The sequence below is a fragment of the Corynebacterium lujinxingii genome, assembly GCF_014490555.1.
Lineage (GTDB): Bacteria > Actinomycetota > Actinomycetes > Mycobacteriales > Mycobacteriaceae > Corynebacterium > Corynebacterium lujinxingii.
This window is the reverse complement of the sequence record NZ_CP061032.1, coordinates 2,210,604-2,236,487: the sequence shown is the minus strand read 5'-3', so window position 1 is coordinate 2,236,487 and position 25,884 is coordinate 2,210,604. Positions and strand designations below refer to the sequence as shown.

Annotated in this window: 23 protein-coding genes and 3 rRNA genes; 18 read left to right on the top strand and 8 right to left on the bottom strand. The window is 62.9% G+C overall.

The genetic code is table 11. The features are described 5' to 3' along the window. Nucleotides 1-74 precede the first annotated feature (74 nt). Together trxA and IAU68_RS10915 are read left to right on the top strand one after the other, a co-directional pair. Nucleotides 75-446, top strand: a complete 372-nt coding sequence (gene trxA, locus IAU68_RS10920; protein WP_171194564.1) for a thioredoxin — start codon at nucleotides 75-77, stop codon at nucleotides 444-446. Nucleotides 447-535: 89 nt separating this feature from the next. After that, nucleotides 536-1,384 (top strand): PspA/IM30 family protein, encoded by an 849-nt coding sequence (locus IAU68_RS10915; protein ID WP_171194563.1) that lies wholly within the window; start codon nucleotides 536-538, stop codon nucleotides 1,382-1,384. 168 nt (nucleotides 1,385-1,552) lie between these two features. On the opposite strand, the gene IAU68_RS10910 is transcribed toward IAU68_RS10915, so the two are convergent. Further along, entirely contained in the window at nucleotides 1,553-2,866 is a 1,314-nt protein-coding gene (locus IAU68_RS10910) for an NYN domain-containing protein (RefSeq protein WP_186337549.1), read from the bottom strand. Nucleotides 2,867-3,026: 160 nt separating this feature from the next. Between IAU68_RS10910 and IAU68_RS10905 the strand changes: the two genes are divergently transcribed. The 6 genes from IAU68_RS10905 to rrf all read left to right on the top strand — a co-directional run bounded on the left by IAU68_RS10905 (nucleotide 3,027) and on the right by rrf (nucleotide 11,032). Continuing rightward, a complete protein-coding gene (locus IAU68_RS10905; RefSeq protein WP_171194561.1) occupies nucleotides 3,027-3,401 on the top strand; it encodes a GntR family transcriptional regulator in 375 nt (124 codons plus the stop codon). Then, nucleotides 3,398-4,156, top strand: a complete 759-nt coding sequence (locus IAU68_RS10900; RefSeq protein ID WP_171194560.1) for an ATP-binding cassette domain-containing protein — start codon at nucleotides 3,398-3,400, stop codon at nucleotides 4,154-4,156. Before IAU68_RS10905 ends, IAU68_RS10900 begins: the two co-directional genes overlap by 4 nt. Beyond that, nucleotides 4,157-5,155 carry a hypothetical protein gene (locus IAU68_RS10895; protein WP_171194558.1) on the top strand — a complete coding sequence of 333 codons (999 nt, stop codon included), beginning with the start codon at nucleotides 4,157-4,159 and terminating at the stop codon, nucleotides 5,153-5,155. Between the two features lie 567 nt (nucleotides 5,156-5,722). After that, nucleotides 5,723-7,238 (top strand): 16S ribosomal RNA (locus tag IAU68_RS10890). Nucleotides 7,239-7,674: 436 nt separating this feature from the next. Next, a 23S ribosomal RNA gene (locus IAU68_RS10885) occupies nucleotides 7,675-10,758 on the top strand. Nucleotides 10,759-10,914: 156 nt separating this feature from the next. Next, nucleotides 10,915-11,032, top strand: a 5S ribosomal RNA gene (rrf, locus tag IAU68_RS10880). The 16S, 23S and 5S rRNA genes sit together here, the layout of an rRNA operon. Before the next feature lie 441 nt (nucleotides 11,033-11,473). Here rrf and IAU68_RS10875 read toward each other — a convergent pair. After that, nucleotides 11,474-12,520: a pseudouridine synthase gene (locus IAU68_RS10875; RefSeq protein WP_231699151.1), complete on the bottom strand. Its 1,047-nt coding sequence runs from the start codon at nucleotides 12,518-12,520 to the stop codon at nucleotides 11,474-11,476. On the opposite strand from IAU68_RS10875, the gene IAU68_RS10870 reads away from it, so the two are divergent. The 6 genes from IAU68_RS10870 to IAU68_RS10845 all read left to right on the top strand — a co-directional run bounded on the left by IAU68_RS10870 (nucleotide 12,456) and on the right by IAU68_RS10845 (nucleotide 15,623). Next, nucleotides 12,456-12,602: a hypothetical protein gene (locus IAU68_RS10870; RefSeq protein ID WP_171193898.1), complete on the top strand. Its 147-nt coding sequence runs from the start codon at nucleotides 12,456-12,458 to the stop codon at nucleotides 12,600-12,602. The two genes, IAU68_RS10875 and IAU68_RS10870, sit on opposite strands and share 65 nt — an antisense overlap. A gap of 62 nt (nucleotides 12,603-12,664) precedes the next feature. Beyond that, complete coding sequence (locus IAU68_RS10865) at nucleotides 12,665-13,567, top strand: universal stress protein (RefSeq protein ID WP_171193897.1); 903 nt, start codon at nucleotides 12,665-12,667, stop codon at nucleotides 13,565-13,567. A gap of 105 nt (nucleotides 13,568-13,672) precedes the next feature. After that, the gene (locus tag IAU68_RS10860; RefSeq protein ID WP_171193896.1) at nucleotides 13,673-13,942 is read left to right on the top strand and encodes a GlsB/YeaQ/YmgE family stress response membrane protein; all 270 of its coding nucleotides are present in this window, start codon (nucleotides 13,673-13,675) and stop codon (nucleotides 13,940-13,942) included. Nucleotides 13,943-14,058: 116 nt separating this feature from the next. Then, complete coding sequence (locus IAU68_RS10855) at nucleotides 14,059-14,688, top strand: TetR/AcrR family transcriptional regulator (protein WP_171193895.1); 630 nt, start codon at nucleotides 14,059-14,061, stop codon at nucleotides 14,686-14,688. 2 nt (nucleotides 14,689-14,690) lie between these two features. After that, on the top strand, nucleotides 14,691-15,467 hold the full coding sequence (locus IAU68_RS10850) for a class E sortase (RefSeq protein WP_171193894.1): 777 nt from the start codon (nucleotides 14,691-14,693) through the stop codon (nucleotides 15,465-15,467). Nucleotides 15,468-15,470: 3 nt separating this feature from the next. Then, complete coding sequence (locus IAU68_RS10845; protein ID WP_171193893.1) at nucleotides 15,471-15,623, top strand: hypothetical protein; 153 nt, start codon at nucleotides 15,471-15,473, stop codon at nucleotides 15,621-15,623. Here the strand turns inward: IAU68_RS10845 and IAU68_RS10840 are convergent, their stop codons facing one another. Next, nucleotides 15,624-16,571: a TIGR00730 family Rossman fold protein gene (locus IAU68_RS10840; RefSeq protein WP_171193892.1), complete on the bottom strand. Its 948-nt coding sequence runs from the start codon at nucleotides 16,569-16,571 to the stop codon at nucleotides 15,624-15,626. After that, nucleotides 16,571-17,122 (bottom strand): DUF2020 domain-containing protein, encoded by a 552-nt coding sequence (locus tag IAU68_RS10835; protein ID WP_171193891.1) that lies wholly within the window; start codon nucleotides 17,120-17,122, stop codon nucleotides 16,571-16,573. The genes IAU68_RS10840 and IAU68_RS10835 overlap by 1 nt, the downstream gene beginning before the upstream one ends. On the opposite strand from IAU68_RS10835, the gene IAU68_RS10830 reads away from it, so the two are divergent. After that, the gene (locus IAU68_RS10830; RefSeq protein ID WP_171193890.1) at nucleotides 17,121-18,368 is read left to right on the top strand and encodes a sensor histidine kinase; all 1,248 of its coding nucleotides are present in this window, start codon (nucleotides 17,121-17,123) and stop codon (nucleotides 18,366-18,368) included. The two genes, IAU68_RS10835 and IAU68_RS10830, sit on opposite strands and share 2 nt — an antisense overlap. Continuing rightward, complete coding sequence (locus tag IAU68_RS10825; protein ID WP_171193889.1) at nucleotides 18,361-18,999, top strand: LuxR C-terminal-related transcriptional regulator; 639 nt, start codon at nucleotides 18,361-18,363, stop codon at nucleotides 18,997-18,999. The genes IAU68_RS10830 and IAU68_RS10825 overlap by 8 nt, the downstream gene beginning before the upstream one ends. Here IAU68_RS10825 and IAU68_RS10820 read toward each other — a convergent pair whose 3' ends face one another. Beyond that, on the bottom strand, nucleotides 19,000-19,638 hold the full coding sequence (locus IAU68_RS10820; RefSeq protein ID WP_171193888.1) for a DUF6474 family protein: 639 nt from the start codon (nucleotides 19,636-19,638) through the stop codon (nucleotides 19,000-19,002). Nucleotides 19,639-19,730: 92 nt separating this feature from the next. Here IAU68_RS10820 and IAU68_RS10815 point away from each other — a divergent pair, with 92 nt between their 5' ends. Continuing rightward, a complete protein-coding gene (locus IAU68_RS10815) occupies nucleotides 19,731-21,230 on the top strand; it encodes a TM0106 family RecB-like putative nuclease (protein WP_171193887.1) in 1,500 nt (499 codons plus the stop codon). 132 nt (nucleotides 21,231-21,362) lie between these two features. Here the strand turns inward: IAU68_RS10815 and IAU68_RS10810 are convergent, their stop codons facing one another. Together IAU68_RS10810 and IAU68_RS10805 are read right to left on the bottom strand one after the other, a co-directional pair. Beyond that, a complete protein-coding gene (locus IAU68_RS10810; RefSeq protein WP_231699150.1) occupies nucleotides 21,363-22,538 on the bottom strand; it encodes an MFS transporter in 1,176 nt (391 codons plus the stop codon). A 71-nt stretch (nucleotides 22,539-22,609) separates the two neighbouring features. Beyond that, nucleotides 22,610-23,212, bottom strand: coding sequence for a superoxide dismutase (locus tag IAU68_RS10805; protein WP_171193886.1), 603 nt, complete (start codon nucleotides 23,210-23,212; stop codon nucleotides 22,610-22,612). A 90-nt stretch (nucleotides 23,213-23,302) separates the two neighbouring features. Between IAU68_RS10805 and msrA the strand changes: the two genes are divergently transcribed. Continuing rightward, nucleotides 23,303-23,944, top strand: coding sequence for a peptide-methionine (S)-S-oxide reductase MsrA (gene msrA / locus IAU68_RS10800; protein WP_171193885.1), 642 nt, complete (start codon nucleotides 23,303-23,305; stop codon nucleotides 23,942-23,944). Here the strand turns inward: msrA and IAU68_RS10795 are convergent. After that, on the bottom strand, nucleotides 23,941-25,839 hold the full coding sequence (locus IAU68_RS10795) for an alpha/beta-hydrolase family protein (RefSeq protein ID WP_231699034.1): 1,899 nt from the start codon (nucleotides 25,837-25,839) through the stop codon (nucleotides 23,941-23,943). The two genes, msrA and IAU68_RS10795, sit on opposite strands and share 4 nt — an antisense overlap. Nucleotides 25,840-25,884 lie beyond the last annotated feature (45 nt).

The window sequence follows — 25,884 nt, the reverse complement described above, 5'->3', positions numbered from 1 at the left end:
ATACAGCGAAATTGTTAATGTTGTATTTGAAACAATCTCCCAAACAATAACCCAATGCCATAAGGAGCGAAACCTTGAGCACTATCGATGTAACCGAAGACACCTTCCAGGAAACCATCACCAAGGACGGCATCGTGTTTGTCGACGCCTGGGCTGACTGGTGCGGCCCGTGCAAGCAGTTCGCCCCGACGTACGAGAAGGCGTCTGAGAAGCACACCGACGTCACCTTTGCCAAGCTCGACACCGAGGCGAACCAGCAGCTTGCTGCCGCACTCGAGATTCAGGCGATCCCGACGCTGATGGCCTTCCGGGACGGCATCATGCTCTTCCAGCAGGCGGGCGCTATGCCACCGGCAGCGTTCGACGACGTCATTCAGCAGGTGAAGGACCTCGACATGGACGACGTCCGCCGCCAGATCGCCGAGCAGAACGCCGGCCAGGAGTAGTCCTTCACGGTGTCAAGCGCCCGCCAGCCGGGCGCTTTTTTCATGCGTACACTTGCTTAGCGACGAAACCCCCGACGGAAGGACACCCCATGGCGAACCCGTTTACCAAGGGTTGGAAGTACCTGATGCAATCCTTCGACTCCAAGATCGACCAGAACGCGGATCCGAAGGTGCAGATCCAGCAGGCGGTCGACGCGGCGAAGAAGCAGCACCAAGAAGTTTCGCAGCACGCCGCGAACATCATCGGCAACCGCAACCAGCTGCAGATGAAGCTCGAGCGCCTGATCAAGTCCCAGGAGGACCTGCAGAACAAGGCACGCACCGCCCTTTCCGCCGCGGATAAGGCCACCGCCGCCGGCGATGCGGACAAGGCGCAGCAGTTCAACTCCACCGCCGAGGTCATCGCAACGCAGCTGGTTTCCGTCGAGCAGGAGCTCGAACAGACGAAGCAGGCCTACGCGTCCGCCGAGCAGGCCGCCAACGAGGCCCAGGCGAAGCAGAAGGAGTCCGAGGCGCGCCTGAAGGAACAGATGGCGCAGGTCTCCCAGCTGGAATCCCAGTTGAACCAGGCCAAGATGCAAGAGCAGACGGCCGCGACTATGGATTCCATGAACCAGTTCAACTCCGACGACGTGCCCACCCTCGACGGCGTGCGCGACAAGATCGAGCGCCGCTACGCCAACGCGCTGGGCCAGCAGGAGCTGATGAAGGACTCCATGACCGACCGCATGGCCGAGATCGAGTCCGGCACCTCCGACGTCGCCGCCGCGAGCCGCCTCGACGAAATCCGCGCGTCCATGGGTGGCGAACTCGAGTCCGGCACCTCCGGTGCCGCTGCTTCTGCCGACCGCCAGATCGAGGCGGGTTCGGACGACGCTCTCGCTGATGCCGAGGCGTACATCAACGAGGATGAGGCAGCCGACGGCAACGACCGCTAGTTTTTCCCGCTAGTTCCTCCCGCTAGCTAAAAAAGTTCCACGACTCCAACCAGAGCGTGGAACTTTTTTGGTTTCGGGTGCGGCGTTTGCTGGGGAAATCGAGCTGGCTTGCCCCGGCAGCGGAAGAAAGTTCCCCACCTGGGAACTTTTTCCGAGGGGCTGAACAGTCTAGTCCCGCTGGATGTTAATCAGCACGCCGCGAATGCCGGAGTGGAACCCGTCGCGAAGGTTCACGCGCTGGGTCTCTGTCAGCGTGTATTCGTGCAGCGTTTCGCAGGCGAACTGCAGTAGCGGCCGGTCGATCTCCGGGGGTAGCCCGCCGCCGGACAGCAGGTGGGCGCTATCGCGCTGCTCCATTGTCGCGGCGTTTTCGAACCACCAGGAGGCGTATTGCTGTCCCACGTCGTAGGGGGTTTGGAAGCCGGCGGAAGTCCAGACTTCCTCCGGCAGAGGCACGTACCGGCTGCGGAGTTTGCGGCGCGGCGCCATCATCGACGGTTTCGGTGCGGGCTTCGGGCCTGGCTTGGGTGCCTCCTCGGAATCGGCACCCGGTTTCGGCGCAGCCGCCTCAGGCTTCTTTTCGCTAGAGACCTGCTGGTTGCCCGGCTTGTTGGACTCGTTATTCGCCTCGACCTGTGCCTCGGAAGGCTCGTCGAGTTCGGGTTCCTCCGGGGCCTGGGTGCGCTGCTGCGCCACCGGCGCGCCGACAATGTCGGACGGCTTCGGGGTGGGCTTTTCCTCCGAGGTCCCGGAGGAGGTGCCCGCAGAGGCCTGCTCGGCAGGGGCGTCCGGGGCGGACTCCGGCGCGGACGCTTCCGCGCTTTCCTGGCTCAGTGGCTCTGGACCGAGGCCGGGCACGGTGGTGGGGCCGTCGGCTTCGTCGAGTGGTTTGGCGTCGTTAAGCGGGCGCTCCCTGATGGACGGCGGCAGCGGGCCCTCGAGCACTTGCAGCCGCATGGCGTCGGCGAAGTCTTCGCGCGGGTCGAGGATGGTGGTGCTGTCGCACGCGTGGCGAAGGGCGGAGGACATGGAGTCCCAGCCGAAGCCGTAGAGGTGCATGCGGGTGCCGTGGCGGGTGACTTCTTCGACGCCGGGGATCATATCGGCGTCGCCGGAGACGAGGACGAAGTCGGTGAATTTCTCGCTCAGGCCGTTGACTACAAGGTCTGCGACGAGGCGGGTGTCCACGCCCTTTTGGGTGCGGCGCTCGCCCCATTCGATCAGTTGGCTGGTGCGCAGTTGTACGCCGTCGCAGGTGCGCAGCGCGCGCTGGTAGCGGTGCGGGCCCGAATCGGGGATGCCGTCGTACCAGAACTGGCGGTGGATTGGTTGATGGAGTTGGTTCGTGATCATGTCGCCGAGGGTTGTGACAACCTCCGGCAGATCGATTTCTAGTTGAGCTCGTGCGCCGATTTCCCACGAGTTGTAAAAGCTCGCGAGCAGGTAAGACGTGTCGACGAACACCAGTGTGCGTTCAAGCATGGCTCCTAAATTCCGATTCTTTTCGTTACTAAGTTGATTTTCACGCCCTATCTTGCCTGATTTTGCGCGCTGGTTCCATGTCCTCCCTTGCAGCTGTGCGCGAGCCGTGATAGTTAGTTGGTTACTCGAGTAACTAACCAACTAACAGGGGTGAGGGCTTTTGAATTCCGACGCCGAGCCGTTGTTCGTGCAGGTCGCGAACTTCGTCGCGGACCTCATCGTCGACGGCTCCCTGAAGCCCGGCGACCAGGCCCCCTCCACCAACCAGCTCGCGCAGTTCCACGAAATTAACCCGGCCACCGCGCGCAAGGGGCTGACATTGCTTGCCGACGACCACGTGCTGGAAAAGCGTCGCGGCCTCGGCATGTTCGTCACCGACGGCGCCCGCGAGCGCATCCTGGCCACGCGCCGCGACGCGTTCGCCGGCCACTACATCGCCCCGCTTATCGACGAAGCCGTGCACCTCGGCTACTCCCGCACCGACCTCCACGACCTCATCGACCGCGTCGCAGAAAGCAGAGGAATGTACCAATGACAATCCACACGTCCGGCCTGACCCGCCACTTCGGCGCCACCGAAGTCCTCAACGGCGTCGATCTCGACCTCGGCCCCGGCATCCACGGGCTGCTCGGCCGCAACGGCGTGGGCAAATCCACGCTGCTGCGCATCGTTGCCGGCCAGCTCAAACCCACCTCCGGCACGGTCGAGGTGTTCGGCCAGCGCCCCTTCGACAACGCTCGCGTCATGGACAACACGTGTCTGACCGGCGTCGACACCGCGTACCCGGGGTGGTGGTCCGCCGCCGACGTCATCAAAGGCGCGCGCCTGCGCTACCGCACGTGGGACCAGGCGATCGCCGACAACCTCATCGCCGACTTCGCCCTGGATGCTGCCCTGAGTACCCGCTACGAGAAACTCTCCCGCGGCCAGCGCGCAATGGTGTCCATCGTCATCGGGCTGGCGTCCGGAACCGAGCTATTGCTTCTCGACGAACCCTACGTCGGCCTCGACACCCACAACACCTCAGTGTTCTACCGCCACCTGCTCCCGCAGGCCGATAGCGGGCGCACGATCGTCATGGCTACGCACCACATCGACGACGCCGCGAAAGTGCTGGACAGCGCGGTGATCTTGGGGCGTGATGGTGTCGTCGTCAAGCAATGTGTTCCTGAGGACGCCGACCGGTACGCAGTGGCCGGCCCCGAGCTTGTGCCTATCGACGACGCGCCGCGCCACGCACGAGCCGCCAAGTTCGACGACCTCATCGAGCACGTCCTGGAGGTGTCGTAAGTGAACACCAGCTTGTTCGCGTACTTCCAGCATCAGTTTGTGGCATCGCCGCTGCGACGCTTTCTGTGGATCGTGCCGCTGATCGCAGTTTTGTCGCTCGGCGCGTTCTTCGTCGATGGCGCTTTGGCTAGCGCATTGCATCCAGCTCTGTTGACCGTGCTGGTGCTCGTTGCGTTGCAGGAGGAAGAGACGGTGTACTCCGCCTATGGCGTGCCGCGCTCGCGGGCAGTGAAACTAACAGCGTTCGCCGTTGTTCCTTCGGTGGTCTTCGGTGCTGCCGTATCGCTTGCCGCCCGACCCGATTGGGTTGGGGTTGCTGGTGCGGTGGGAGCGCTCGTCGCGGGGCTGGTGACCGGCTCCCGCTACATCGATGGAGAGGTTCCCGACCCGATTCGTGTCCGGCGCTCGCAATTCGGTGAGCGGGGATACACCTTTGAACTGATATTCAAACCCCAGTTGCTCTGGGCGTTCGGGGTAGCCCTCGCACACAGCGGGATGCTGCATTTGGCCTCCCATATTGGCGGAGAAACGCTTCGGGACTACCTCGGTGCCCTGCCATTGCTCGCCTGGTATGCCGTGTACTGCATGGCGGACTCGCCCATCGTGGGTCCGGGCGTCGGCGCAGCTTACGGGGTCCCGCGCAGGCGATGGATGTTGCAGTACCTCGCCGGTGCCGCGGCATCTGTGGGGCTCTACGCCGCCGTGGTCGCGGCGCTTTCGCCCGCTACCAGTGCGGGTGTCGCTGTCGCAGCAGTAGGCGGACTGGCCTGCGCGGCGGTGGGCCCTTTGCTCAAGGTGCGCAACAGTGAACTGGGGCTTTTTCCCTCGATGTTGATGTTCTTTCCGGTGATGAATGCGACGCATGCTCCCGGCCTACTGAGCCCGGAGGTGGCGGTTGCCGTGGCTGCGTCAGGGATTCTGATTCTTGTTGGTGTTGTGTTCATTGCTGCGTATCTCGGCGGGATTATGAACCCAAAACGCATACTTAAAGACGCTTAAAAACTAACCGTGCGCTGCGGGTTTGTGTTTGTGTTTGGGTGTGTGTAACTTAGTTCCAGTCAGCGAGACCGACAACGCCCCGCTGGAGAGCAGATCGGTTCTCTGGTTTGTGTGGCGGGCAGGAAAACAATCGCGGACGAAAATACTTTAGTCACTTTGGACTTGCCTACGTGTTTGTGGGTTGGTTTGGGTGTGCTGGTGTTGTTTGAGAACTCGATAGTGTGCCAATGCATTTGATTTTTTGTTGTTGTGTGCTTGGTGTTGTGTGCTGCGTGGGTGCGCATGCTTTTGGTGTGTGCCGGTGGTGGTTGGGTGAACCAATGATTGCCTGATCGCTTGTTTTGCGTGGTGTGCTTCATTTTGTTTGCACATGATATTTTTTGCCGGTCCTGTTGTTTTGCCCCGTCGGGTATGGGGCCGGTTGGGAGTCGTTGTGGCTTCCGGTAATGTTTGGATTTTTGCCAGTCCAGCACTGTGTGGCGTTTTGTCGTGTGGTGTTGGTTGGTTTGTTTTGGTTGGGTTTTGGGCTTTTCACGGCCTGTTTCACGTTTGTTTTTGTTGAAACTTTTTGTGGAGAGTTTGATCCTGGCTCAGGATGAACGCTGGCGGCGTGCTTAACACATGCAAGTCGAACGGAAAGGCCCAAGCTTGCTTGGGTACTCGAGTGGCGAACGGGTGAGTAACACGTGGGTGATCTGCCCTGCACTTCGGGATAAGCCTGGGAAACTGGGTCTAATACCGGATAGGACCACTTCTTGGATGTTGTGGTGGAAAGTTTTTTCGGTGTGGGATGAGCTCGCGGCCTATCAGCTTGTTGGTGGGGTAATGGCCTACCAAGGCGTCGACGGGTAGCCGGCCTGAGAGGGTGTACGGCCACATTGGGACTGAGATACGGCCCAGACTCCTACGGGAGGCAGCAGTGGGGAATATTGCACAATGGGCGCAAGCCTGATGCAGCGACGCCGCGTGGGGGATGACGGCCTTCGGGTTGTAAACTCCTTTCGCTAGGGACGAAGCGCAAGTGACGGTACCTGGAGAAGAAGCACCGGCTAACTACGTGCCAGCAGCCGCGGTAATACGTAGGGTGCGAGCGTTGTCCGGAATTACTGGGCGTAAAGAGCTCGTAGGTGGTTTGTCGCGTCGTTTGTGTAAGCCCGCAGCTTAACTGCGGGACTGCAGGCGATACGGGCATAACTTGAGTGCTGTAGGGGAGACTGGAATTCCTGGTGTAGCGGTGGAATGCGCAGATATCAGGAGGAACACCGATGGCGAAGGCAGGTCTCTGGGCAGTAACTGACGCTGAGGAGCGAAAGCATGGGGAGCGAACAGGATTAGATACCCTGGTAGTCCATGCCGTAAACGGTGGGCGCTAGGTGTGAGTCCCTTCCACGGGGTTCGTGCCGTAGCTAACGCATTAAGCGCCCCGCCTGGGGAGTACGGCCGCAAGGCTAAAACTCAAAGGAATTGACGGGGGCCCGCACAAGCGGCGGAGCATGTGGATTAATTCGATGCAACGCGAAGAACCTTACCTGGGCTTGACATACACCAGATCGGGCCAGAGATGGTCTTTCCCTTTGTGGTTGGTGTACAGGTGGTGCATGGTTGTCGTCAGCTCGTGTCGTGAGATGTTGGGTTAAGTCCCGCAACGAGCGCAACCCTTGTCTTATGTTGCCAGCAATTCGGTTGGGGACTCATGAGAGACTGCCGGGGTTAACTCGGAGGAAGGTGGGGATGACGTCAAATCATCATGCCCCTTATGTCCAGGGCTTCACACATGCTACAATGGTCGGTACAACGCGTCTTGCGAGCCTGTGAGGGTGTGCTAATCGCTGAAAGCCGGCCTTAGTTCGGATTGGGGTCTGCAACTCGACCCCATGAAGTCGGAGTCGCTAGTAATCGCAGATCAGCAACGCTGCGGTGAATACGTTCCCGGGCCTTGTACACACCGCCCGTCACGTCATGAAAGTTGGTAACACCCGAAGCCAGTGGCCTGTAATGGGAGCTGTCGAAGGTGGGATCGGCGATTGGGACGAAGTCGTAACAAGGTAGCCGTACCGGAAGGTGCGGCTGGATCACCTCCTTTCTAAGGAGTTTATGTTTTGTGCCCGCAGTTGCGGGTGTTGTGTGGTTGATGTCGCCGAGTGTGCGACTGCCGCATTGTTGTTTTTCAAATTCCGGGTGGACATGCACCCCGGGTCGTGTTGGTGGATGCCATCAGGGTGTCTGCGTGTGGCCTGGTGTGGGTGTGTGTGCTCGTGTGGTGTGACACTGAGGTGTCGCGGCAACGAAAAAATCAGTTTGTGTGTGTTGGCATGCTGTTGGGTGTCTGGGGCAACATTGTGTGTTCCTGTTGTTGTGGCATCCCGCTGACTTATGGCCGCGTGTTGGTGGTTGTTGGTGTGGGGTGTGTTGTTGAGAACTGTATAGTGGACGCGAGCATCTTGTTTTTCTGTAATTTGTGTTGTTTGTTGAGTGTCTACAGTTTGTAGTCGTTCGTGTGTGTGAAGCAGCAGTGTGTGTTGTTTTGTGTTACGGGCGTATGGTGGATGCCTTGGCATGCTGGGCCGATGAAGGACGTGTGAGGCTGCGTTAAGCCTCGGGGAGTTGCCAACTAAGCGTTGATCCGAGGATGTCCGAATGGGGAAACCCAACATCAGTTGTGTGGTGTTACCTGCAGGTGAATGCATAGCCTGTGTGGGGGTTGACGTGGGGAAGTGAAACATCTCAGTACCCGCAGGAGAAGAAAACAATTGTGATTCCGTGTGTAGTGGCGAGCGATAGCGGATGATGGCTAAACCGTGTGCGTGTGATACCTGGGTAGGGGTTGCGTGTGCGGTGTTGTGGGGTGTGGTTGTTGCGGGCTACCTGACCGCAGGTGTGTGTTTGTGCGTTAGCGGAAGCGTCTGGGATGGCGCGCCGGAGCGGGTGATAAGCCCCGTACGCGAAGGCGTTTACAGGCATGTGCTGATCATTGCCCCGAGTAGCAGCGGGCTCGTGGAATCTGCTGTGAATCTGCCGGGACCACCCGGTAAGCCTGAATACTCAGTGTGACCGATAGTGAATAGTACCGTGAGGGAATGGTGAAAAGTACCCCGGGAGGGGAGTGAAAGAGTTCCTGAAACCATGCGCTTACAATCCGTCAGAGCACCTGTTTGTGTGTGATGGCGTGCCTTTTGAAGAATGAGCCTGCGAGTCAGCGGCATGTCGCGAGGTTAACCCGTGTTTAGGGGTAGTCGTAGCGAAAGCGAATCCGAATAGGGTGGTTTTAGTGGCATGTCCTGGACCCGAAGCGGGGTGATCTACCCATGGCCAGTGTGAAGCAGCTGTAAGAGGTTGTGGAGGCGCGAACCCACTTAGGTTGAAAACTGAGGGGATGAGCTGTGGGTAGGGGTGAAAGGCCAATCAAACTCCGTGATAGCTGGTTCTCCCCGAAATGCATTTAGGTGCAGCGTGATGTGTGCTTACCGGAGGTAGAGCTACTGGATGGCCGAGCGGGACTATCATCTTAGTGACGTCAGCCAAACTCCGAATGCCGGTGAAGTCAAGCATTGCAGTGAGACTGTGGGGGATAAGCTTCATAGTCGAGAGGGAAACAGCCCAGATCGCCGGTTAAGGCCCCTAAGGGTGTGCTAAGTGGAAAAGGATGTGGGATCGCGAAGACAGCCAGGAGGTTGGCTTAGAAGCAGCCATCCTTGAAAGAGTGCGTAATAGCTCACTGGTCGAGTGGTTCTGCGCCGACAATTCAGTGGGGCTCAAGCACACCGCCGAAGCCGCGGCAAACATTTTGTTTGGGTAGGGGAGCGTCGTGTGTGGGGTGAAGCCGTACTGTAAGGAGCGGTGGACTGCATGCGAGTGAGAATGCAGGCATGAGTAACGAATGATACGTGAGAATCGTATCCGCCGAATGACTAAGGGTTCCTGGGTCAAGTTCGTCTTCCCAGGGTGAGTCGGGTCCTAAGGCGAGGCCGACAGGCGTAGTCGATGGTTAACGGGTTGATATTCCCGTACCCGTACACGCGCGCCCAGTATTGAAGCGGTGATACTAACCACCCTGATCCACCTGCTGTTGCCGACCCTTGTGGTTGGTTGGTTGGTGGTGATGCGTGGGGCCTGATCCGTGGTAGATCAGTGATGGGGTGACGCAGTGAGGTAGCCAAGCCACTTATTGGATTGTGGTGCAAGCGTGTGGCACGACAGCATGTGAAATGCGGCTGTCATGTGTGTGAGGCGTGATGCGTAGCCCAGTGTTGGGTGATGTTGGTGATCCTGTACTGCCGAGAAAAGCCTCTAGCGATGTGTGTGTACGGCCCGTACCCGAAACCGACACAGGTAGTCAAGTAGAGAATACTCAGGCGGTCGGGTGAACTGTGGTTAAGGAACTCGGCAAATTACCCCCGTAACTTCGGGAGAAGGGGGACCTGGACTGGTGCCTGGTCATACGACTGTGGTTGCTGGTTCAGGTCGCAGAGAATAGAGGGGAGCGACTGTTTATCAAAAACACAGGTCCGTGCGAAGACGGTTAAGTTGATGTATACGGACTGACGCCTGCCCGGTGCTGGAAGGTTAAGAGGACCTGTTAGACCTTTTTGGTCGAAGCGGAGAATTTAAGCCCCAGTAAACGGCGGTGGTAACTATAACCATCCTAAGGTAGCGAAATTCCTTGTCGGGTAAGTTCCGACCTGCACGAATGGCGTAACGACTCCCCTGCTGTCTCAACCACAGACCCGGTGAAATTGCAGTACGAGTAAAGATGCTCGTTTCGCGCGGCAGGACGAAAAGACCCCGGGACCTTCACTATAGCTTGGTATTGGCATTCGGTGCGGTTTGTGTAGGATAGGTGGGAGATGTTGAAGCCGTCACGCTAGTGGTGGTGGAGTCGTTGTTGAAATACCACTCTGACCGTAGTGGATATCTAACCTTGGCCCATGATCTGGGTTGGGGACAGTGCCTGGTGGGTAGTTTAACTGGGGCGGTTGCCTCCCAAAATGTAACGGAGGCGCCCAAAGGTTCCCTCAGCCTGGTTGGCAATCAGGTGTTTAGAGTGTAAGTGCACAAGGGAGCTTGACTGCGAGACCTACAAGTCGAGCAGGGACGAAAGTCGGGACTAGTGATCCGGCACCTACTTGTGGATGTGGTGTCGCTCAACGGATAAAAGGTACCCCGGGGATAACAGGCTGATCTTCCCCAAGAGTCCATATCGACGGGATGGTTTGGCACCTCGATGTCGGCTCGTCGCATCCTGGGGCTGGAGTAGGTCCCAAGGGTTGGGCTGTTCGCCCATTAAAGCGGCACGCGAGCTGGGTTCAGAACGTCGTGAGACAGTTCGGTCTCTATCCGCCGCGCGCGTTGAAACTTGAAGAAGGCTGTCCCTAGTACGAGAGGACCGGGACGGACGTACCTCTGGTGTGCCAGTTGTTCCGCCAGGAGCATTGCTGGTTGGCTACGTACGGGAGGGATAACCGCTGAAAGCATCTAAGCGGGAAGCCTGTTTTAAGATGAGGTTTCATTTGAGGTTCCCAGAAGACGACTGGGTTGATAGGCCGGAACTGGAAGCACAGCAATGTGTGGAGGCGACCGGTACTAATACACCGAACAAACCAACCACCTGTTTGCGCACACAACAAGCAAACAACAACAACAACGAAACAACACACTGTTCGCGTCCACTATGCAGTCCTGACACAACACACCATGTCACGGACACCACAACATGAATACTGATCACCAACGCTTGATGATCTGACACACCCCAAAGATGTGTCGGTGGTTGATAGCGGCGGGGAAACGCCCGGTCCCATTCCGAACCCGGAAGCTAAGCCCGCCCGCGCCGATGGTACTGCCCCCGGGAGGGAGTGGGAGAGTAGGTTACCGCCGACCCAACAACTTCAAAACACACAAAACACACCCGGTACAAGACCCAACCGTCTTGCACCGGGTGTGTCTTCATTGTGCACCCACTACAGTGTGGGCACCGCAGGATTACTCGTCGCCGACTACCTGGTTGGTGGATCCCCACCTGCCCGCAATGCGGTGTGACTAATGGGTGTCGAGATCGTTGGTGTTCACCCACTTGTCCGCAACGGCAGACTCTGGTCATCAACCCGGTTAGCGGAATCGTTGGTCCACACCCAGTTGTCCGCAATGCGGAGCGGGATCCGAGGCCAGCGCGGTAGGTAGCGGCGGAATCGTTGGTGGACACCCACTAGTCCGCAATGCGGTGGAGGGGCGAAACAAGGTGCTTGCGAAGCCAGCACGGTGTTAAACCGCTGCGAACAACGCACGCGCGGGTTAGCACGGTAAACCCGCTACGAAAGACGGCTAGTCCAATTGGAATGAGCGGGGCTGGCCTGAGAGCGGGTCGATAAAAGCTAGGCCGGTGCAGCGCAGACGCATTGGGAGAGAGAAGTCCTCGGCTTCGGCGGGGAGCAGGTTGGGGTAGATGGTGTCGCCGAGGATGGGGGCTGCCTCGGCCATCATCTGCAGGCGGAGTTGGTGGGTGCGGCCGGTAACGGGGTGGAGGACGTAACGGCCAAGCGGGCCGTCAACGTCGTAGAGCGACACCAAGGAGGCCTCTTCCTCGGAAGAGAGACGAGTCGCGGAGGAAACGACGGTCCGAGAATTCGGTTCGAGATCCGGGACGACGGCGCCGGCGGGGTCTCCGTGCTCTTTCACCAAGTGATGTTCCCAGATGGCAGGCACACGGAGCGACCTAAGCGGCGCAATCGCTTCGTAGACCTTGTCCACTTCGCGACGGGCGAAAAGATCCTGGTAGGCGCCGCGGACGTCACGGCGCTTCGTGAGCAACAACAGGCCGGACGTGCCGCGGTCGAGGCGGTGGGCGGGGGTGAGTTCTTCGTTGAGGGTGGAGCGGCGCAGTCGAACGGTGGCGGTTTCGGTGATGTGGGAGGCGCGGGGCATCGTCGCTAAGAATGGCGGTTTGTCCACAACCAGGATGTCGCCGTCTTCGTACACCGTCGTAATGGAGTATGGGACCGGCTTCTCGGGCGCTGGTCGGCGGTAGAAGAAGATGTCGGTGCCGGGGGCGAGCCAGTCGTCGGCAAGCACGGGGGTGGTGTCGCGGAGGACGACGAGGGAGTCGTCGAAACGCTGCTGCACCGCGGAAAGGTCATCGTCGGGGTGGCGGTGGCGCTGGGTGGACACGACGTGCCAGAGGAAGTCCAGGGCGCGGATGCCGGGGCCCTCAGGGACGCGTACGCGGCTCGCGCCGAGACCGTCGCGCGGGGGCAGCGGCAACGTCGGTCGGCCCTTCTTCCTCGCCATGTGTAGTAGATTAACCCGCATGGATCTTGGAGCAATTGTTGAGCCGTTGATCGCCTTTTTCTCGGATGGCATTGGCAAGGTGATCGCCGATGCGCTTCGTCTGATTTACAACGTGTTGTACCCGGCGAACGCGCCTGCAGCGACGCCGATCGAGATTCCGCGCTAAGTATCTCGGGCGGGTCTAGAATGTGGGTATAACCAGCTGTCCGATAGAGAAAGGCTGACCACATGACCCAGGAAGAAACCCGCGAGGACATCATTGTCGTTGCCGTCGACGGCAGCCCGGCGTCCGATAACGCAATTCGGTGGGCTGCGAACACGGCGATGAAGCGTGGCATCCCGCTGCGCCTTGCCGCGAGCTACACCATGCCGCAGTTCCTGTACGCCGAAGGCATGGTTCCGCCGCAGGAGATTTTCGACGAACTGCAGCGCGACACCATGCAGACCGTGGATCGCGCGCGCGATATCGCGTTGGAGGTTGCGCCGGATTTGCGGATCGGGCATGCGGTTGCGGAAGGTTCCCCGATCGACATGCTGCTTCGTATGTCCAACGAGTGCACGATGATTGTGCTCGGCTCGCGCGGTCTCGGCGGGTTGTCGGGCATGGTCCTCGGATCGGTTTCCGGCGCTGTGGTGTCCCACGCGAACTGCCCGGTCGTGGTGGTGCGCGAGGACAACGCGGTAACCGAGGCGAACAAGTACGGCCCGGTTGTCGTCGGTGTGGACGGCTCCGAGGTGTCGCAGAAGGCAACGGAGGTGGCGTTCGAGGAGGCGTCGGCACGCGGTGCGGAATTGCTCGCGGTGCACACGTGGGTCGACACTAATATTCAAGGCCCGGGCGCCGGCTACGCGGTTTCCGAGGACCACTGGAATGCGGTGCAGCAGGAGAAGCAGGAGCTTCTCGACGAACTGCTGGCCGGTCTGGTCGAGCAGTACCCGAACGTGGAAGTGAAGAAGCACATTGCCCGCGACCGTCCGGTGCGCGCGCTGACGAGTGCGGCCGAGAACGCGCAACTTCTGGTGACCGGCTCACACGGTCGCGGCGGCTTCAAGGGCATGCTGCTCGGGTCCACGTCGCGTGCGCTGCTGCAGTCCGCGCCGTGCCCGATGATGGTTGTGCGGCCGGAGTAATTGATTCGTTACCAAATTGCATTGCCCGCGTTGCACACATTCCTGCGCAACGCGGGATAATGGTTGAGGTAATTAACAAAGACAACACGAAGGAACGGTTACAAAATGACTCTATCGATGAGCATTATTGGTTGGATTATCCTCGGCGGACTCGCTGGCTGGATCGCGTCCAAGATCAAGGGTCGCGATGCGCAGATGGGCATCGGCCTGAACATCCTCGTCGGTGTGATCGGTGGTCTGCTCGGTGGTTGGCTGCTCTCCCTGTTCGGCGTTGACGTCGAGGGCGGCGGTTGGATCTTTAGCTTCCTCACCTGCCTGCTCGGTGCGGTGATTCTGCTGTGGATTATCAATGCGGTGACGGGTCGACGTCGCTAAGCAAGTAGCGCTTGAAGCCCCCGGAGTGAATGCTCCGGGGGCTTTTTGGTGGAATAGACGAACCGTTTTGTCTATATTGAAGAAGTCCCATTCTGGAGCGCGAAAGGAGCCCCCTCTTGGCCGCCGCCACGAGTAAGAAGAAGCAGCCCTCGCGCCGTCGCGACCGACCGAGTCCGCGGCAGCGGCTTCTAGACGCAGCAACGAAGCTCTTCACCGAAGAAGGCATCCGCGTCATCGGCATCGACCGAATTCTGCGCGAGGCGGATGTGGCGAAGGCGTCGCTGTACTCGCTGCTCGGCTCGAAGGACAACCTGGTGGTGGCGTACCTCGAGGAGCTCGACGCGCAGTACCGGTCCCGCTGGGGCGAGCGCGCGGCGAAGGCGCCGGACGCGGATTCGAAGATCCTCGCGTTTTTCGACATGGCGATCGAGGAAGAGCCGGAGAAGGAGTTCCGCGGCTCGCCGTTTCTCAACGCTGCCGCCGAGTACCCGCGCCCCGAGGCGGAGTCGGAGGAGCGCATCGTGGAAACCTGCGCGAACCACCGCCACTGGATGCACACGACGATCACTGAGCTGCTGAACGACAAAAACGGCTACGACTCGTCTGAGTTGACCGACGAGTTGCTCATTTTCCTGGAAGGCGGGCTCGCCGGTGCGCGCATTTTGCGTGACGACGACCCACTGCGCACCGCCCGCTCCCTCGCCGAATCGAAGCTGGGCGCCCCGCCACCGGACTACTCCATCTAGGTATGGCTGACAAGAAGATCAACGTCTCGCAGGTCATCGGCGAGGTGCTGCTGACCGTCGGCGCGCTGTTGCTGCTGTTTGCGTTCTACGAGTCGTACTGGACCAATTTGGCGTCGGCGAGGATGCAGGACGAGGTGCAGACCCGGCTGGAGGAGCAGTGGGTCAACCCCCGCAAGGCCGCGGGAGTCGAGTTGGGCGACGCGTTTGCCAAGATGTACATCCCGGTCTTCGGGCAGGACTACCAGTTCGCCATCGTGGAGGGCGTGCGCGAGCCGGAGCTGCTTACCGGCCCGGGCCACTACCCGGACACGCAGTATCCCGGCCAGGACGGCAACTTCGCCATCGCCGGGCACCGCGTGGGCAAGGGCGCGCCGTTTAACGACTTGGGTGCGCTGAAGGCGTGCGACGCGATCGTCGTGGAAACGCAAGAAGAGTGGGTGACCTACCGCGTCTTACCGATGTCCCCGGACCCGGCAGCGCGACGCGCGGAGGGCGCGGACTGTCTGCCGGAGCAGCTCAACGAGCGGATCGCGGCCGGCGATTACAGCCAGGTGCTGGGCCGGGAGATCACGCTGCCGGGCAACATCGAGGTGGTTAACCCGATGCCGGGGTCGCGTTCCACGAAGGTGGAACCCGGTATGGAAGGTCTGATCACGTTGACCACGTGCCACCCGCAGTTCTCCAACGCAGAGCGCATGATTATCCACGCGGTGCGTACCGAGGTGGCGCCGAAGGACCAGGCGGGCGCACTCCCGCCGGCGATGACGGAGGTGGACTAGACTATGTACGCAGCGCTGTGGCGCAAACTCCCCGGCCCGCCGGTGGTGAAGTGGCTGCTCACCGTAATCATTTTGGTGGCGGTGTTCTTCCTGCTCATGGAGGTCGTGTTCCCGTGGGTCTCCGCGCAGATGCCGTATAACGACGTCGCGGTGTAACTACATCCAGCGCGGCACCGGCGGGTGCCAAGCGCGCAGCGCGGCGATGAGTTCGTCCGGGTCGTCGGCGACGATGAGGTGTGAACGGTCGGTGGGCCGCATGAAGCCTTGCGCGACCATGTGATCCACCATGGCGACCAGTGGCGCCCAGAACTCGCGGCCTAAAAGTCCGATGGGTTTGCGGTGGAGGCCGAGTTGCTGGTTGGTCCATTCGTCAAAAAGTTCGTCGAGGGTGCCGGCGCCGCCGGGCAGGGCCACGATGGCGTCGGAAAGCTCGCTCATGCGCGCCTTGCGCTCGGCGAGCGTGTCCACCACCTCGAGGCGGTCGAGTCCGTCGTACTGGATCTCGTATTGCGCGAGGTGGTGCGTGAGTACGCCGATGCTTTTCGACGACCCCCTGGCCACCTCGCCCATCAACCCGACCTTGGACCCGCCGTAGACCAGCGTGATGCCGTGGCGGGCAAGCGCCTCGCCAAAGCCACGGGCGAGTGCCGCGTTGGCCGGGTTGGTGCCGTCGCGGGCGCCGGCGAACACGGCGATGGCGTCGATACGTGCTGGGGTGAGCGCCGGGAAGATCTCGTCTTGAAGCAGGGGCGCGAGTTCGACGCCGGTGTGGTCGGCGGGGTCGATCCAGGCGGCCTCGGCGATCTCGGCGTCAGGTGCGGGATCGGTGGGAACGCCGGCATGGAGGAACACCGTGGAGGTCACCGTGTGGCCCGGTTCGTTGGAGGCCTTTGCGGTAAACGTGCCCAGGTAGCTCAACTGTTCGGGGTCGACGTCGATGCCGATCTCCTCGCGAGTTTCCCGGATGGCGGTGTGCACCTTCGTCTCGTCGCCCTCCGGTTTGCCGCCGGGGAGTTGAAAGCGCGGGCTGGTGTGTTTGCGCACGCAGAGCACGCGGCCGGTGTCGTCGGTGAATACGATTGCTGCGACGTCGATGTTGCTCATCACAGGCCTAGGTTAGCGATCGCTTCCGTGGCTACCGTTTCGGCTTTCACGGACTCGTCCTGGTTGGTGAACACGGTGACGGCGACGTCGCCTTTGGCCACCGAATACGCCGCGCCGATGCGCCCCGGCACCGCGCCGCCGCCGTGACGGCCGCCGTCCCACCCCTCCGGCTGGTCGGCCGGTTGGGTGAGATCCACCGGGGTTGCCCAGTCCACGACCGCCATGGCCTGCTCCGGCGAGGGCATGTGGCGCACGATCACGGTAAGTTGCGGCTCCTCCGGGTACGACCAGAACTGGCAGGCCGGGGTGTCGAAGCGGGTGTCGGTGCCCACGCCGGTGACGCGCTGGCCGTTGGTGCGCGCGACCCAGTCGGTGTCTAAGTAGGGGCACTCGTCCCAACCGTCGCGGGCCGTTTCCGGCAGCGCCTCTACCGCCAGGCCCGAATCGGGTGCGGGTGGGGCGTCGGGGGACGTGGTGTCGTCGTCAAGCGATTGCTCCCCGCAACCGGCGAGGGCGAGCACGAGTAGCACGGTGGGTAGTCTCAGACGCATGAGCTCCAGATTAGTGCTGCTGGAGCAGCACCCCGGAAAGGCGACGGACAACAGCGCGCTCGATTCCGGCATCACCATCCTCGCGGTGTGCCTCATGATTGTCTCGCTCGGCGCCCTGGCGCGGATGCCCCTCAACGCGGCGCTGCTGCACATCTTGCTCGTGGCTGGGTTCGCGTTTCTGCTGTTCTACGGCATGGTGGAGATGTACCGCTGGGGCACGTGGGGGCGCGTGATCTGGGCGTTCGGCCTCACCGCACTGTGGGTGGCGGACACGACCGTCTCGCCGGTAGCGGTGTACTGGGTCTTCGTGCTGTTTTTCGTCTACCTGCGCGCGATGCGTGGCTGGCTCGGCTACACGTGGGTGGCGGCGGCACTGGCGATCAGCGTCGCGATCCAGATCCCGGTCGGGCTCACGCTCGGCGGGGTGATGGGCCCGGCGCTGTCCGCGGTGGTGGTGCTGGCGATTGACTGGGCGTTTTTCACCATCAACAAGGTCAGCCAGGAGCGGCAGCAGCTTATCGACGAACTCCTGGCCACCCGCGACCGTCTCGCCGAGACCGAGCGTGCCGCCGGCGTGGCGCAGGAGCGTGAACGTCTGGCGCACGAGATCCACGACACCGTGGCACAGAACTTGTCGTCAATCCAGATGCTGCTACATGCGGCGGAGCGCGACGTTCGGGCGCTCGGCGGGGATGTGGAGCAGCCGCTGCGCAAGATGGAAACGGCGCGGCGGGCGGCGTCGAACAACCTGGCCGAAACCCGGGCGATGATCGCGGCGCTCGCGCCAGCGCCGCTGACGGAGGCGTCGCTGCGCGAGGCGCTCGAGCGTGTGGCAGGCGACTTCGCGGCGGCCGGAGAGCTGGATGTGGACGTCGACGTCGACGGTGAGGCCGCGCCGCTGCCGATGCGGGTCGAGGCCGGCCTGCTGCGCATCGCCCAGGGCGCGGTGTCGAATGTGGTCAACCACGCCGAGGCGACCCGGGCTCGGATCACGCTGACCTACGGCGCAGACGAGGTGCGCCTGGACGTGGTCGACAACGGCCGCGGCTTCGACGTCGCGGCGCAAGGGCTCAAACCCAGCGGGCTGGGGCACCTGGGTCTCGACGCCATGCGCTCGCGGGCTGAGGAGCTGGGCGGAACGTTAGAAATCGAGTCCGCGCCGGGCGGGCCGACCGCGTTGTCGGTGGCCGTGCCGGTTACTATCAACCGAAAGACGGACACTAGCGAGGAGGTCACCGGTGATTAGAGTCCTGCTGGCGGACGACCACGAGATCGTGCGCCTCGGCCTGCGCGCCGTGCTGGAGGAGGCCGACGACATCGAGGTCGTGGCCGAGGTCGCCACCGCGGAGGGCGCGATCGCCACGGCTCAAGCCGGCGGTATCGACGTGGTGCTCATGGACCTGCGCTTCGGTGCCGGTGCGGAAGGCCAGCGTGTGACCACCGGTGCGCAGGCGACGGCGGAGATCAGCTCGAGCATGCAGACCCCGCCAAAGGTGCTGGTGGTGACCAACTACGACACCGACGCGGACATCCTCGGGGCGATCGAGGCTGGCGCGGTGGGCTACCTGCTCAAAGACGCCCCGCCGGAGGAACTCGTCGCTGCGGTGCGCTCCACAGCGCGTGGCGACGCCACCATGTCGCCCGTCGTGCGCGACCGGTTGGAAACGCGCGAAAAGACCCCGCGCTCCGCACTAACGCCGCGTGAGCTGGAGGTGCTCCAACTCGTGGCCGCGGGCTCGTCGAACCGCGAGATCGGCCGCGACCTCATGCTGTCGGAGGCCACGGTGAAGTCCCACCTCGTCCACATCTACGACAAGTTGGGGGTGCGCTCGCGCACCTCGGCTGTGGCGTCGGCGCGCGAGCAGGGAGTGCTCTAACTAGCGCTGCGAGAGCTTCTCGTGCACCTCGCCCGAGAGCTTGTTCAGGTCCCCGTCGATGGAGTTGTAGGCCAGGCGGCGCTGCTCTGGGTTGGCGTGCTCGGCGTTGCGCACGGCCTGCTCCAGTTCGTCGAGACGCACGTTCGCGTCGCGCTTGAACCCGTCGCCGATGTTGTCGGCGTGGGCCACGGTGTCGCGTGCGGCGTCGATACGCGCCTTGAGCTCGGCGCCGCGGCCGGAGTGGCGGGCGATGTCCTGCGGGGTCAGGCCAAGGCTGGAGGCGCGCTTGTTCACCTGGTTCTGCTGCGCGGACGTCAGCGCCTTGTACGCCAGCGGCAGCAGCACCGGCACGAGCATGCGGGCGGCACCCGTCCACTGCTTCGCCTTCTTCTTGGTGAGGCCGGACTCCTCAATGCGCTTCAGGTAGGTCTTCGCCAGATCCTTCTCGTGCTTGCGCTTGCGCTTCAAGCCCTTCTTCTCTTCCTTGAGCAGGCGCTTTTCCGCCTTGTCCAGCAGCTTGGCGGTGCGCTGATCCGCCTTCGCCTCCTGCTTGGCCAACTGGCGGGCGTGCACCTCGGCAGCCTTGATCTCGGCCTTCGCGTTGCGGCGCACTTTGCGGATGATGCCCAGGACACCCATGGTCGGTACTCCTTGCAGTTTTCGTTTGCGTTAACGTCCACCAACTGTACCTGCCGGTCCGACATGCCCGCCCAGGTATCGTTGCAGACATTGTGAACACTCCCCCTCAGCCAGCGCAGCCAGTTCGGGCGTCCGATCTGGTCGGTTGCCGCTACCGGTTGCGCCAGCGCCGCGAGCACCCGGACGTGCCCGAGCTGCCCGACGCGCTGCTGCGCCAGCCGCAGATGGACGCCGTGCGGGCCACCGTGTTTGAGATGCTGCCCGTAAAGCGCGCGCTTGGCGACGGCCGCCGCAAAGCCTTCACCCGCATCGACATCGATCCCGGTGCCGGGGTGGACGCGCGTGTCGTCGAGACGCGACTCGCCCTGAAACGCCGCGCGCACCTGATCACCAATGCCGCGCTCGAGGGAACGATCGACGGGGTGCCGACGCTTGCGGAGGCGGACGTGCTGGTGCGCACCGATCAGGGGTATGCCCCGGTGATCATCTCCAACCACCGGGTCGCGCGCGAGCACCCGCACGAGGAGATCCAAATGGTGCCCACGGGCCGCATCGGGTTGGGCGCGCCGATCACGGTGCGGGCGAAGGGGCGTCACCACACCGTCGACGGCTACCGGCTGGCCATGGCGTATCTGCTGCTCGGCGACCTCGCGGACGGCCGCGGTGGCGTAATCGGCCAGGACCGCACCCGCGCCTATATCGTGGACCCGTCCCGCTACACCCAGCCGCTGCGCGACGCGCTCGCCGTCGAGATACCCGACGAGCCGAAACGAATGAAGCAGTGCGCCTCCTGCCGCTTTTGGCCGCTGTGTAAGCCGCGCCTGGAGGAACTCGACGACATCTCGCTTCTGCTGCCAGGTGGGCGCGGCGACGTGTGGCGTGAGCGTGGCCTGCACACGGTGCAGTCGCTTATCGACTCCGGCCCCGCCGAGCCCGCCGCCCTCGCCCGCGCCTGGCGCGCCGGCATCCCGGTGCTGCGCCGCGAGCAGATGGCGGACGTGCCGCGGGCGGACGTGGAGATCGACATCGACATGGAGGCCTACCTCGACCAGGGCGCCTATCTGTGGGGTGCCTTCGACGGCGAGACCTACCACCCGTTTGTGACCTGGGAGGAAGTCGGCGACGCCGCGGAGGAAGCGAACTTCAACGCGTTCTGGTCGTGGCTGATGGCCCGGCGCCGCGCGGCGCACGAGGCGGGACAGACGTTCCGCGCGTACTGCTACGCGGCGGGTGGGGAGAACCACTGGCTGCGGTCGTCGGCACGCAGGTTCGCCTCGGTGGACGCCGACGAGGTTGCGGAGTTCATCGCCTCCGACGAATGGGTCGACGTGTTCGCGCTGGTGCGCCGCTCGCTGGTGGGCACCGACGGGCTCGGCCTGAAGGTGCTCGGGCCGGTGGTCGGTTTCGAGTGGGAGGACGACGACGTCGACGGGGAACGCTCCGTCGCGCTTCGCAGGGCGGGCAGGCTTGGCGACGACGCCGCGCGCGAGATGCTCCTGCGCTACAACGAAGACGACTGCCGCGCCACCCGAGCGGTGCGCGACTTTCTCGACGCCGGCGCGCAGGGTGTGCCGGAGTTTGGGGCAGTGTAGCCGAATCTGCTAGTTCACCATGTGGGGCAACTAGCAGATCAAGTGTCCAACTCTCCGATTTCCCAGGTGATGTTGAAACTGAGTGCCGGTAAGGAGCGCATCTGCTAGTGCTGCTTGTGCGCAACTAGCAGGTCAATGCTGTGCGCTCTTCCACAGCGCCGTGGCTACCACTGTGAGCGCGCCGAGGAGCAACGCGAGCACTCCGATGAAGCCCACCCACGGCAGCGACTCGTACGCGCAGCCGGTTCCCGCGCCCAGGATGGACGAGCCCATGTAGTAGGAGAACACGTACATGCTCGACGCCTCGGCACGGTCGCGCTCGGCGATGAGCCCCACCCAGCCAGACGCCGTGGAGTGCAGCGCGAAGAAACTCGCGGTGAACACGAGCAGCCCGGCGAGCGTGATCCACAACGAACTGCTGGCCACGCCCAGCGCGCCGGCGAGCATGAGTATCGACGACATCAGCACCACCACGCCGTGGCCGTGGTGCTTCAGCAACGCACCGGCGCGGGCACTCGACCAGGTGCCGGACAGGTACACCACGTACACCAGGCCGGACAAGGCGGCCGGCAGTCCAAAGTCGAGTACCGCGCGGAACCCGAAGTAGTTGTACATGGACACGAACACGCCCATGGCCACAAACGCGGTGGCGTACAGAGCGAGCAGCCGCGGGTTATGCAGGTGGCGGCCCATCGCGGCGATCTCGTTGCGCGGTCGGATGGACAGTTTCGGGGTGAAGTTGCGCTGCTCGGGCAATAACCATGCGGCCAGCAGGGCGAGGCCGAACGCGACGATGCCACTGCCGAGCAGCGCCCACCGCCACGTGGTCACCTCCAGCAGGCCCGCGGGGATGAGGCGCCCAGTCAACCCGCCGATGGTGTTGCCGGCGATGTAAAGGCCCATCGCGCCGGGCAGGTCGTACTCGTCGAGCTCTTCGGATAGCCACGTCATCGCCACTGCCGGGGTGCCGGCGATCATTGCGCCCTGCAGCGCGCGCAGCGCGATTAACTGCTCGGCACTCTGGGCCAGCGGCAGCACCAGCCCGATGCCGGTGGCGGCAAGCGCGGAGATGACCAGGACGTGCCCGCGGCCGAACTTCTCCGACAGGATCGACGCCGGCACCACGCACAGCGCCAGCGCACCTGTGGCCGCCGAGACGGTCAGCGCCGCCGTCGAGGGGCTCACGCCCAGTTCGGACGTCAGCGTGGGCAGCAGCGCCTGCGTGGCGTAGAGGGTGTTGAAGATCGCTAGCCCGAACGCGAGCATCGCCCATGTGGCTCTGCGGTATTCGGGGCTGCCTTTGCGCATGCGTGCCATGGCACGAAAACGAAACGCCCGCCACTTCCGGTTTGGAAGGGCGGGCGGTAACGCGGTCGTCGTTAAGCAGCTGCCTTGGAGTAGCGCTCGTTGACGTCGTCCCAGTTGACAACGTTCCACCACGCCTCGACGTAGTCAGCCTTAACGTTCTTGTACTGCAGGTAGAAAGCGTGCTCCCACATGTCCAGCATGAGCACCGGGGTGAAGTCCACGGAGATGTTGCCCTGCTGGTCGGTCATCTGCTGGATGATCAGGCGACCGGCGATGTGGTCGTAGCCGGCAACCGCCCAGCCGGAGCCCTGCAGGCCGTTAGCGACGGCGGAGAACTGCTTCTTAAAGCCCTCGAAGGAGCCGAAGTCGCGGTCGATAGCCTCAGCGATCGCGCCGGTCGGGTTGCCGCCGGCGTTCGGTGCCATATTCTTCCAGAAGATGGAGTGGTTGGTGTGGCCACCGAGGTTGAACGCGAGGTTCTTCGTCAGCGCACGGATCTTATCGGCGTTTGCCTCACCGTTGCGCTCCGCCTCAAGCGCCTCGAGTGCGGCGTTGGCACCCTTGACGTAGTTCGCGTGGTGCTTGTCGTGGTGCAGCTCCATAATCTCGGCCGAGATGTGCGGCTCGAGAGCGTCGTATGCGTACGGCAGATCAGGCAGTTCGTAAGTAGCCATGATGATGTCCTTTCTGTTGCGTTCGTGTACGGCACCCCATGGTAGAGAAAATTTGGGAACAGTGTTGTGCCCTAAGTCGTTGAAGGGGTCATGGGATTCCTTTTCGCACCTGAGCCAAAGCTTGTCGACGACACCGCGGCCCTGCCCGGCCGCGCCGAACCCGTCCTGGCCAACCCCCGCCAGCACGCCGTGCTGGACACGCCGATCACGGGGCCGTGGCGCGAGGGGCAGAAGCGCATCCTCATCGGGATCGGCTGCTTTTGGGGAGCGGAGAAGATGTTCTGGCAGATGGACGGCGTGGAGTCCACGTCCGTCGGCTACGGCGGCGGCGTCACCCCGAACCCGACCTACCGCGAGGTTTGCTCCGGGCTGACCAACCACGTCGAACTCGTTGAGGTGGTCTACGACCCGGCGGTGATCTCCTTGAAGCAGATCGTGAAAACCGCACTCGAGGCGCACGACCCGACGCAGGGCTACCGCCAGGGCAACGATGTGGGCACCCAGTACCGCTCCGCCTTCTACACCGACACCGAGGAAGAAGCCGAGCAGATCCGCGAGTGGATCCGCCAGTACGAGGCGGACCTGAACAGCGCGGGCTACGGCGACATCACCACCGAGGTGCGCGCCGGCGCCAACTACTACCTCGCCGAGGACGAGCACCAGCAGTACCTGCACAAGGTGCCCAACGGCTACTGCCCGCACCACTCCACTGGGGTGGCCTGCGGCATTTAGTAGCCGTGCTTGGAGGGGAAGCCTCCGACGGGCCGGCGCAGTTTGGTGGCGTCGTTGTGGATCCAGGCGGCGGCGCGGGCGATCTCCTCTTTGGTTAACGCATCGTCGCCGGTTTCACCGTGGATGACGCCGTTCCAATAGGCGACCGTCTCCTCGTGGTAGTTGTGCCCGTGCGGCGACGGGAAATCTTTCGAAGCCAATTGGTCGATCGCGACCTGCCAGAACGTCACAAGCGGCATCCAGCGCATCGTGTCCAGCGCGTCCAGGTGCTGCGTCTTCGGAGCGGGCACGCCACGCGATCCGGGTTCTTTCAACCAATCCGGGATCTTCCACGCCAGCGCGGGCTGCCACCACACCACCGGGTCCGAGGCATGCTGGGCGAACACGTAGCGCGGCTCCTGCCAGGCGTTTTCGTATGCGTCGCCTTTGAAGTCGTGCTCCAGGTGGTCGGGGTGGGCGGTGAAACGGACGTGGCGGCCGTCGTCGATAAGCGGAAGGCGCTGCGGGGAGCCCTCCTGCCGGTTCTTTGTCAGCGCGCTGTGGTTGCTGGCAAAGCCCGGCGTGCCCGTGAACACTCCGCCGGAGGTGTACGCGATGAAGTCCTCGACGGACTCGAACGCGTCGGACACCCCGTAGGCGCCGAGCGATTCACCGCCGATGAACAGCTTCGGGCGCGCGTTGTCGTCCATGGCGTCGATTTCGCGGCGGATGTGCTCGATAAGCACTCGCGACGAGCGCACCGGGGACTTGCGGTCCGCAAGGTACGAATAGGCCGACGGGAGGTAGGAGTACTGCATGGCCACAATCGCGCTGTCGCCGCGGGTGACAAACTCGAAGCCCGAGGTGTGGAAGTCGTTGATCCAGCCGGTGCCGGCCGCGGACATCACCGCGATGTGGCCGCGCTCAAACGCCCCGGTGCGGTGCATCTCCGTGACGGCTTGGCGCGCCATTTCCTCGAAGTCCGGCTCGCTCTCGCGTTCGTGGTCTAGGCCGATGAAGATGCGGATCGGGTCGGTCGCCTCACCGCCGAGCACGCGCTCGATGTCCTCCCTGCGCGGCCCGCCGGAGACCACCGCGCGGCCCTGGCGGCCCATTGTCGCCCAATCCACTGCGGACTCCGGCGAACCGGAGCGCTCCGGGCGGCTCGGCTGCACCGCGCCGCGCATGAACTCGCGGTCCAACTCCAGGGCGCGGCGGCTGGCGTTGGAGAGGAAACGGCGCACGACCATGCGGTCGCCGACTAGCACGAGCGCCGCGCCGCCGCCGGCGATCGCGATCGGCCACGACGCCACCGGCGGCAACTTCTTGCCCAGCAGTTCATTCAGCGCGTCGATAAAGGTCTGGATGGCCTCCCCGATCAGCAACACCGCGCCGTAGCCGAGCGTGCCCACGGTGACGCCGATGGCCATCGGGGCAACACTGCACGGGTCGTCGCTTTGCACCAGCTGCTCCTGGCGCAGGCGGCGCCGCACCGAGGTGGCGAACACGCCGAGGGTGGTGGCGGTGAGCGCCAGGCGAGCAGGCTTGGGCAGGGGGCCGGGCCCGTAGTCGGGCGTGACCGGGTCGAGCGCGCGCCAGATCATCGTCGCCGCGCCGTGGCCGATGCCTTGGAGCACCGCCACGTTTGCGGTTGTCGCCCACCAGTTGTGCGGCAACAGTGACGGCGAAATCGCGCCCCACGTCGCCATCTCCGCGCCGACCAGGCCCGCGCGGAATGTCGGCGGCAGGCGGCGCAGGCCCCGCATGCGGATCGCCGGTGATAAGTCGCCTAAGACCTGCACCGCGCCGATCGGCAGCGCCAAAAGGCCGTCGCGCCGGATGGAGAAGCGCTGCCCCGCGCGCTGGATGGCGGCGGGGAGTTTGGCGATGGCGTTGCGGGCGTCGTCGATAAGCACATGCGCGATTGTCGCAGAATTTGCGGTGTCGCGAAGGAGAGTAGC

Bases quoted from the DNA above. Each gene is read 5' to 3' on its own strand.
- IAU68_RS10915 (WP_171194563.1), top strand. From the start codon at position 536: ATGGCGAACCCGTTTACCAAGGGTTGGAAGTACCTGATGCAATCCTTC.
- IAU68_RS10910 (WP_186337549.1), bottom strand. From the start codon at position 2,866: ATGCTTGAACGCACACTGGTGTTCGTCGACACGTCTTACCTGCTCGCG.
- IAU68_RS10900 (WP_171194560.1), top strand. From the start codon at position 3,398: ATGACAATCCACACGTCCGGCCTGACCCGCCACTTCGGCGCCACCGAA.
- IAU68_RS10870 (WP_171193898.1), top strand. From the start codon at position 12,456: ATGGATCTTGGAGCAATTGTTGAGCCGTTGATCGCCTTTTTCTCGGAT.
- IAU68_RS10865 (WP_171193897.1), top strand. From the start codon at position 12,665: ATGACCCAGGAAGAAACCCGCGAGGACATCATTGTCGTTGCCGTCGAC.
- IAU68_RS10860 (WP_171193896.1), top strand. From the start codon at position 13,673: ATGACTCTATCGATGAGCATTATTGGTTGGATTATCCTCGGCGGACTC.
- IAU68_RS10850 (WP_171193894.1), top strand. From the start codon at position 14,691: ATGGCTGACAAGAAGATCAACGTCTCGCAGGTCATCGGCGAGGTGCTG.
- IAU68_RS10845 (WP_171193893.1), top strand. From the start codon at position 15,471: ATGTACGCAGCGCTGTGGCGCAAACTCCCCGGCCCGCCGGTGGTGAAG.
- IAU68_RS10840 (WP_171193892.1), bottom strand. From the start codon at position 16,571: ATGAGCAACATCGACGTCGCAGCAATCGTATTCACCGACGACACCGGC.
- IAU68_RS10830 (WP_171193890.1), top strand. From the start codon at position 17,121: ATGAGCTCCAGATTAGTGCTGCTGGAGCAGCACCCCGGAAAGGCGACG.
- IAU68_RS10835 (WP_171193891.1), bottom strand. From the start codon at position 17,122: ATGCGTCTGAGACTACCCACCGTGCTACTCGTGCTCGCCCTCGCCGGT.
- IAU68_RS10820 (WP_171193888.1), bottom strand. From the start codon at position 19,638: ATGGGTGTCCTGGGCATCATCCGCAAAGTGCGCCGCAACGCGAAGGCC.
- IAU68_RS10810 (WP_231699150.1), bottom strand. From the start codon at position 22,538: ATGCGCAAAGGCAGCCCCGAATACCGCAGAGCCACATGGGCGATGCTC.
- IAU68_RS10805 (WP_171193886.1), bottom strand. From the start codon at position 23,212: ATGGCTACTTACGAACTGCCTGATCTGCCGTACGCATACGACGCTCTC.
- msrA (WP_171193885.1), top strand. From the start codon at position 23,303: ATGGGATTCCTTTTCGCACCTGAGCCAAAGCTTGTCGACGACACCGCG.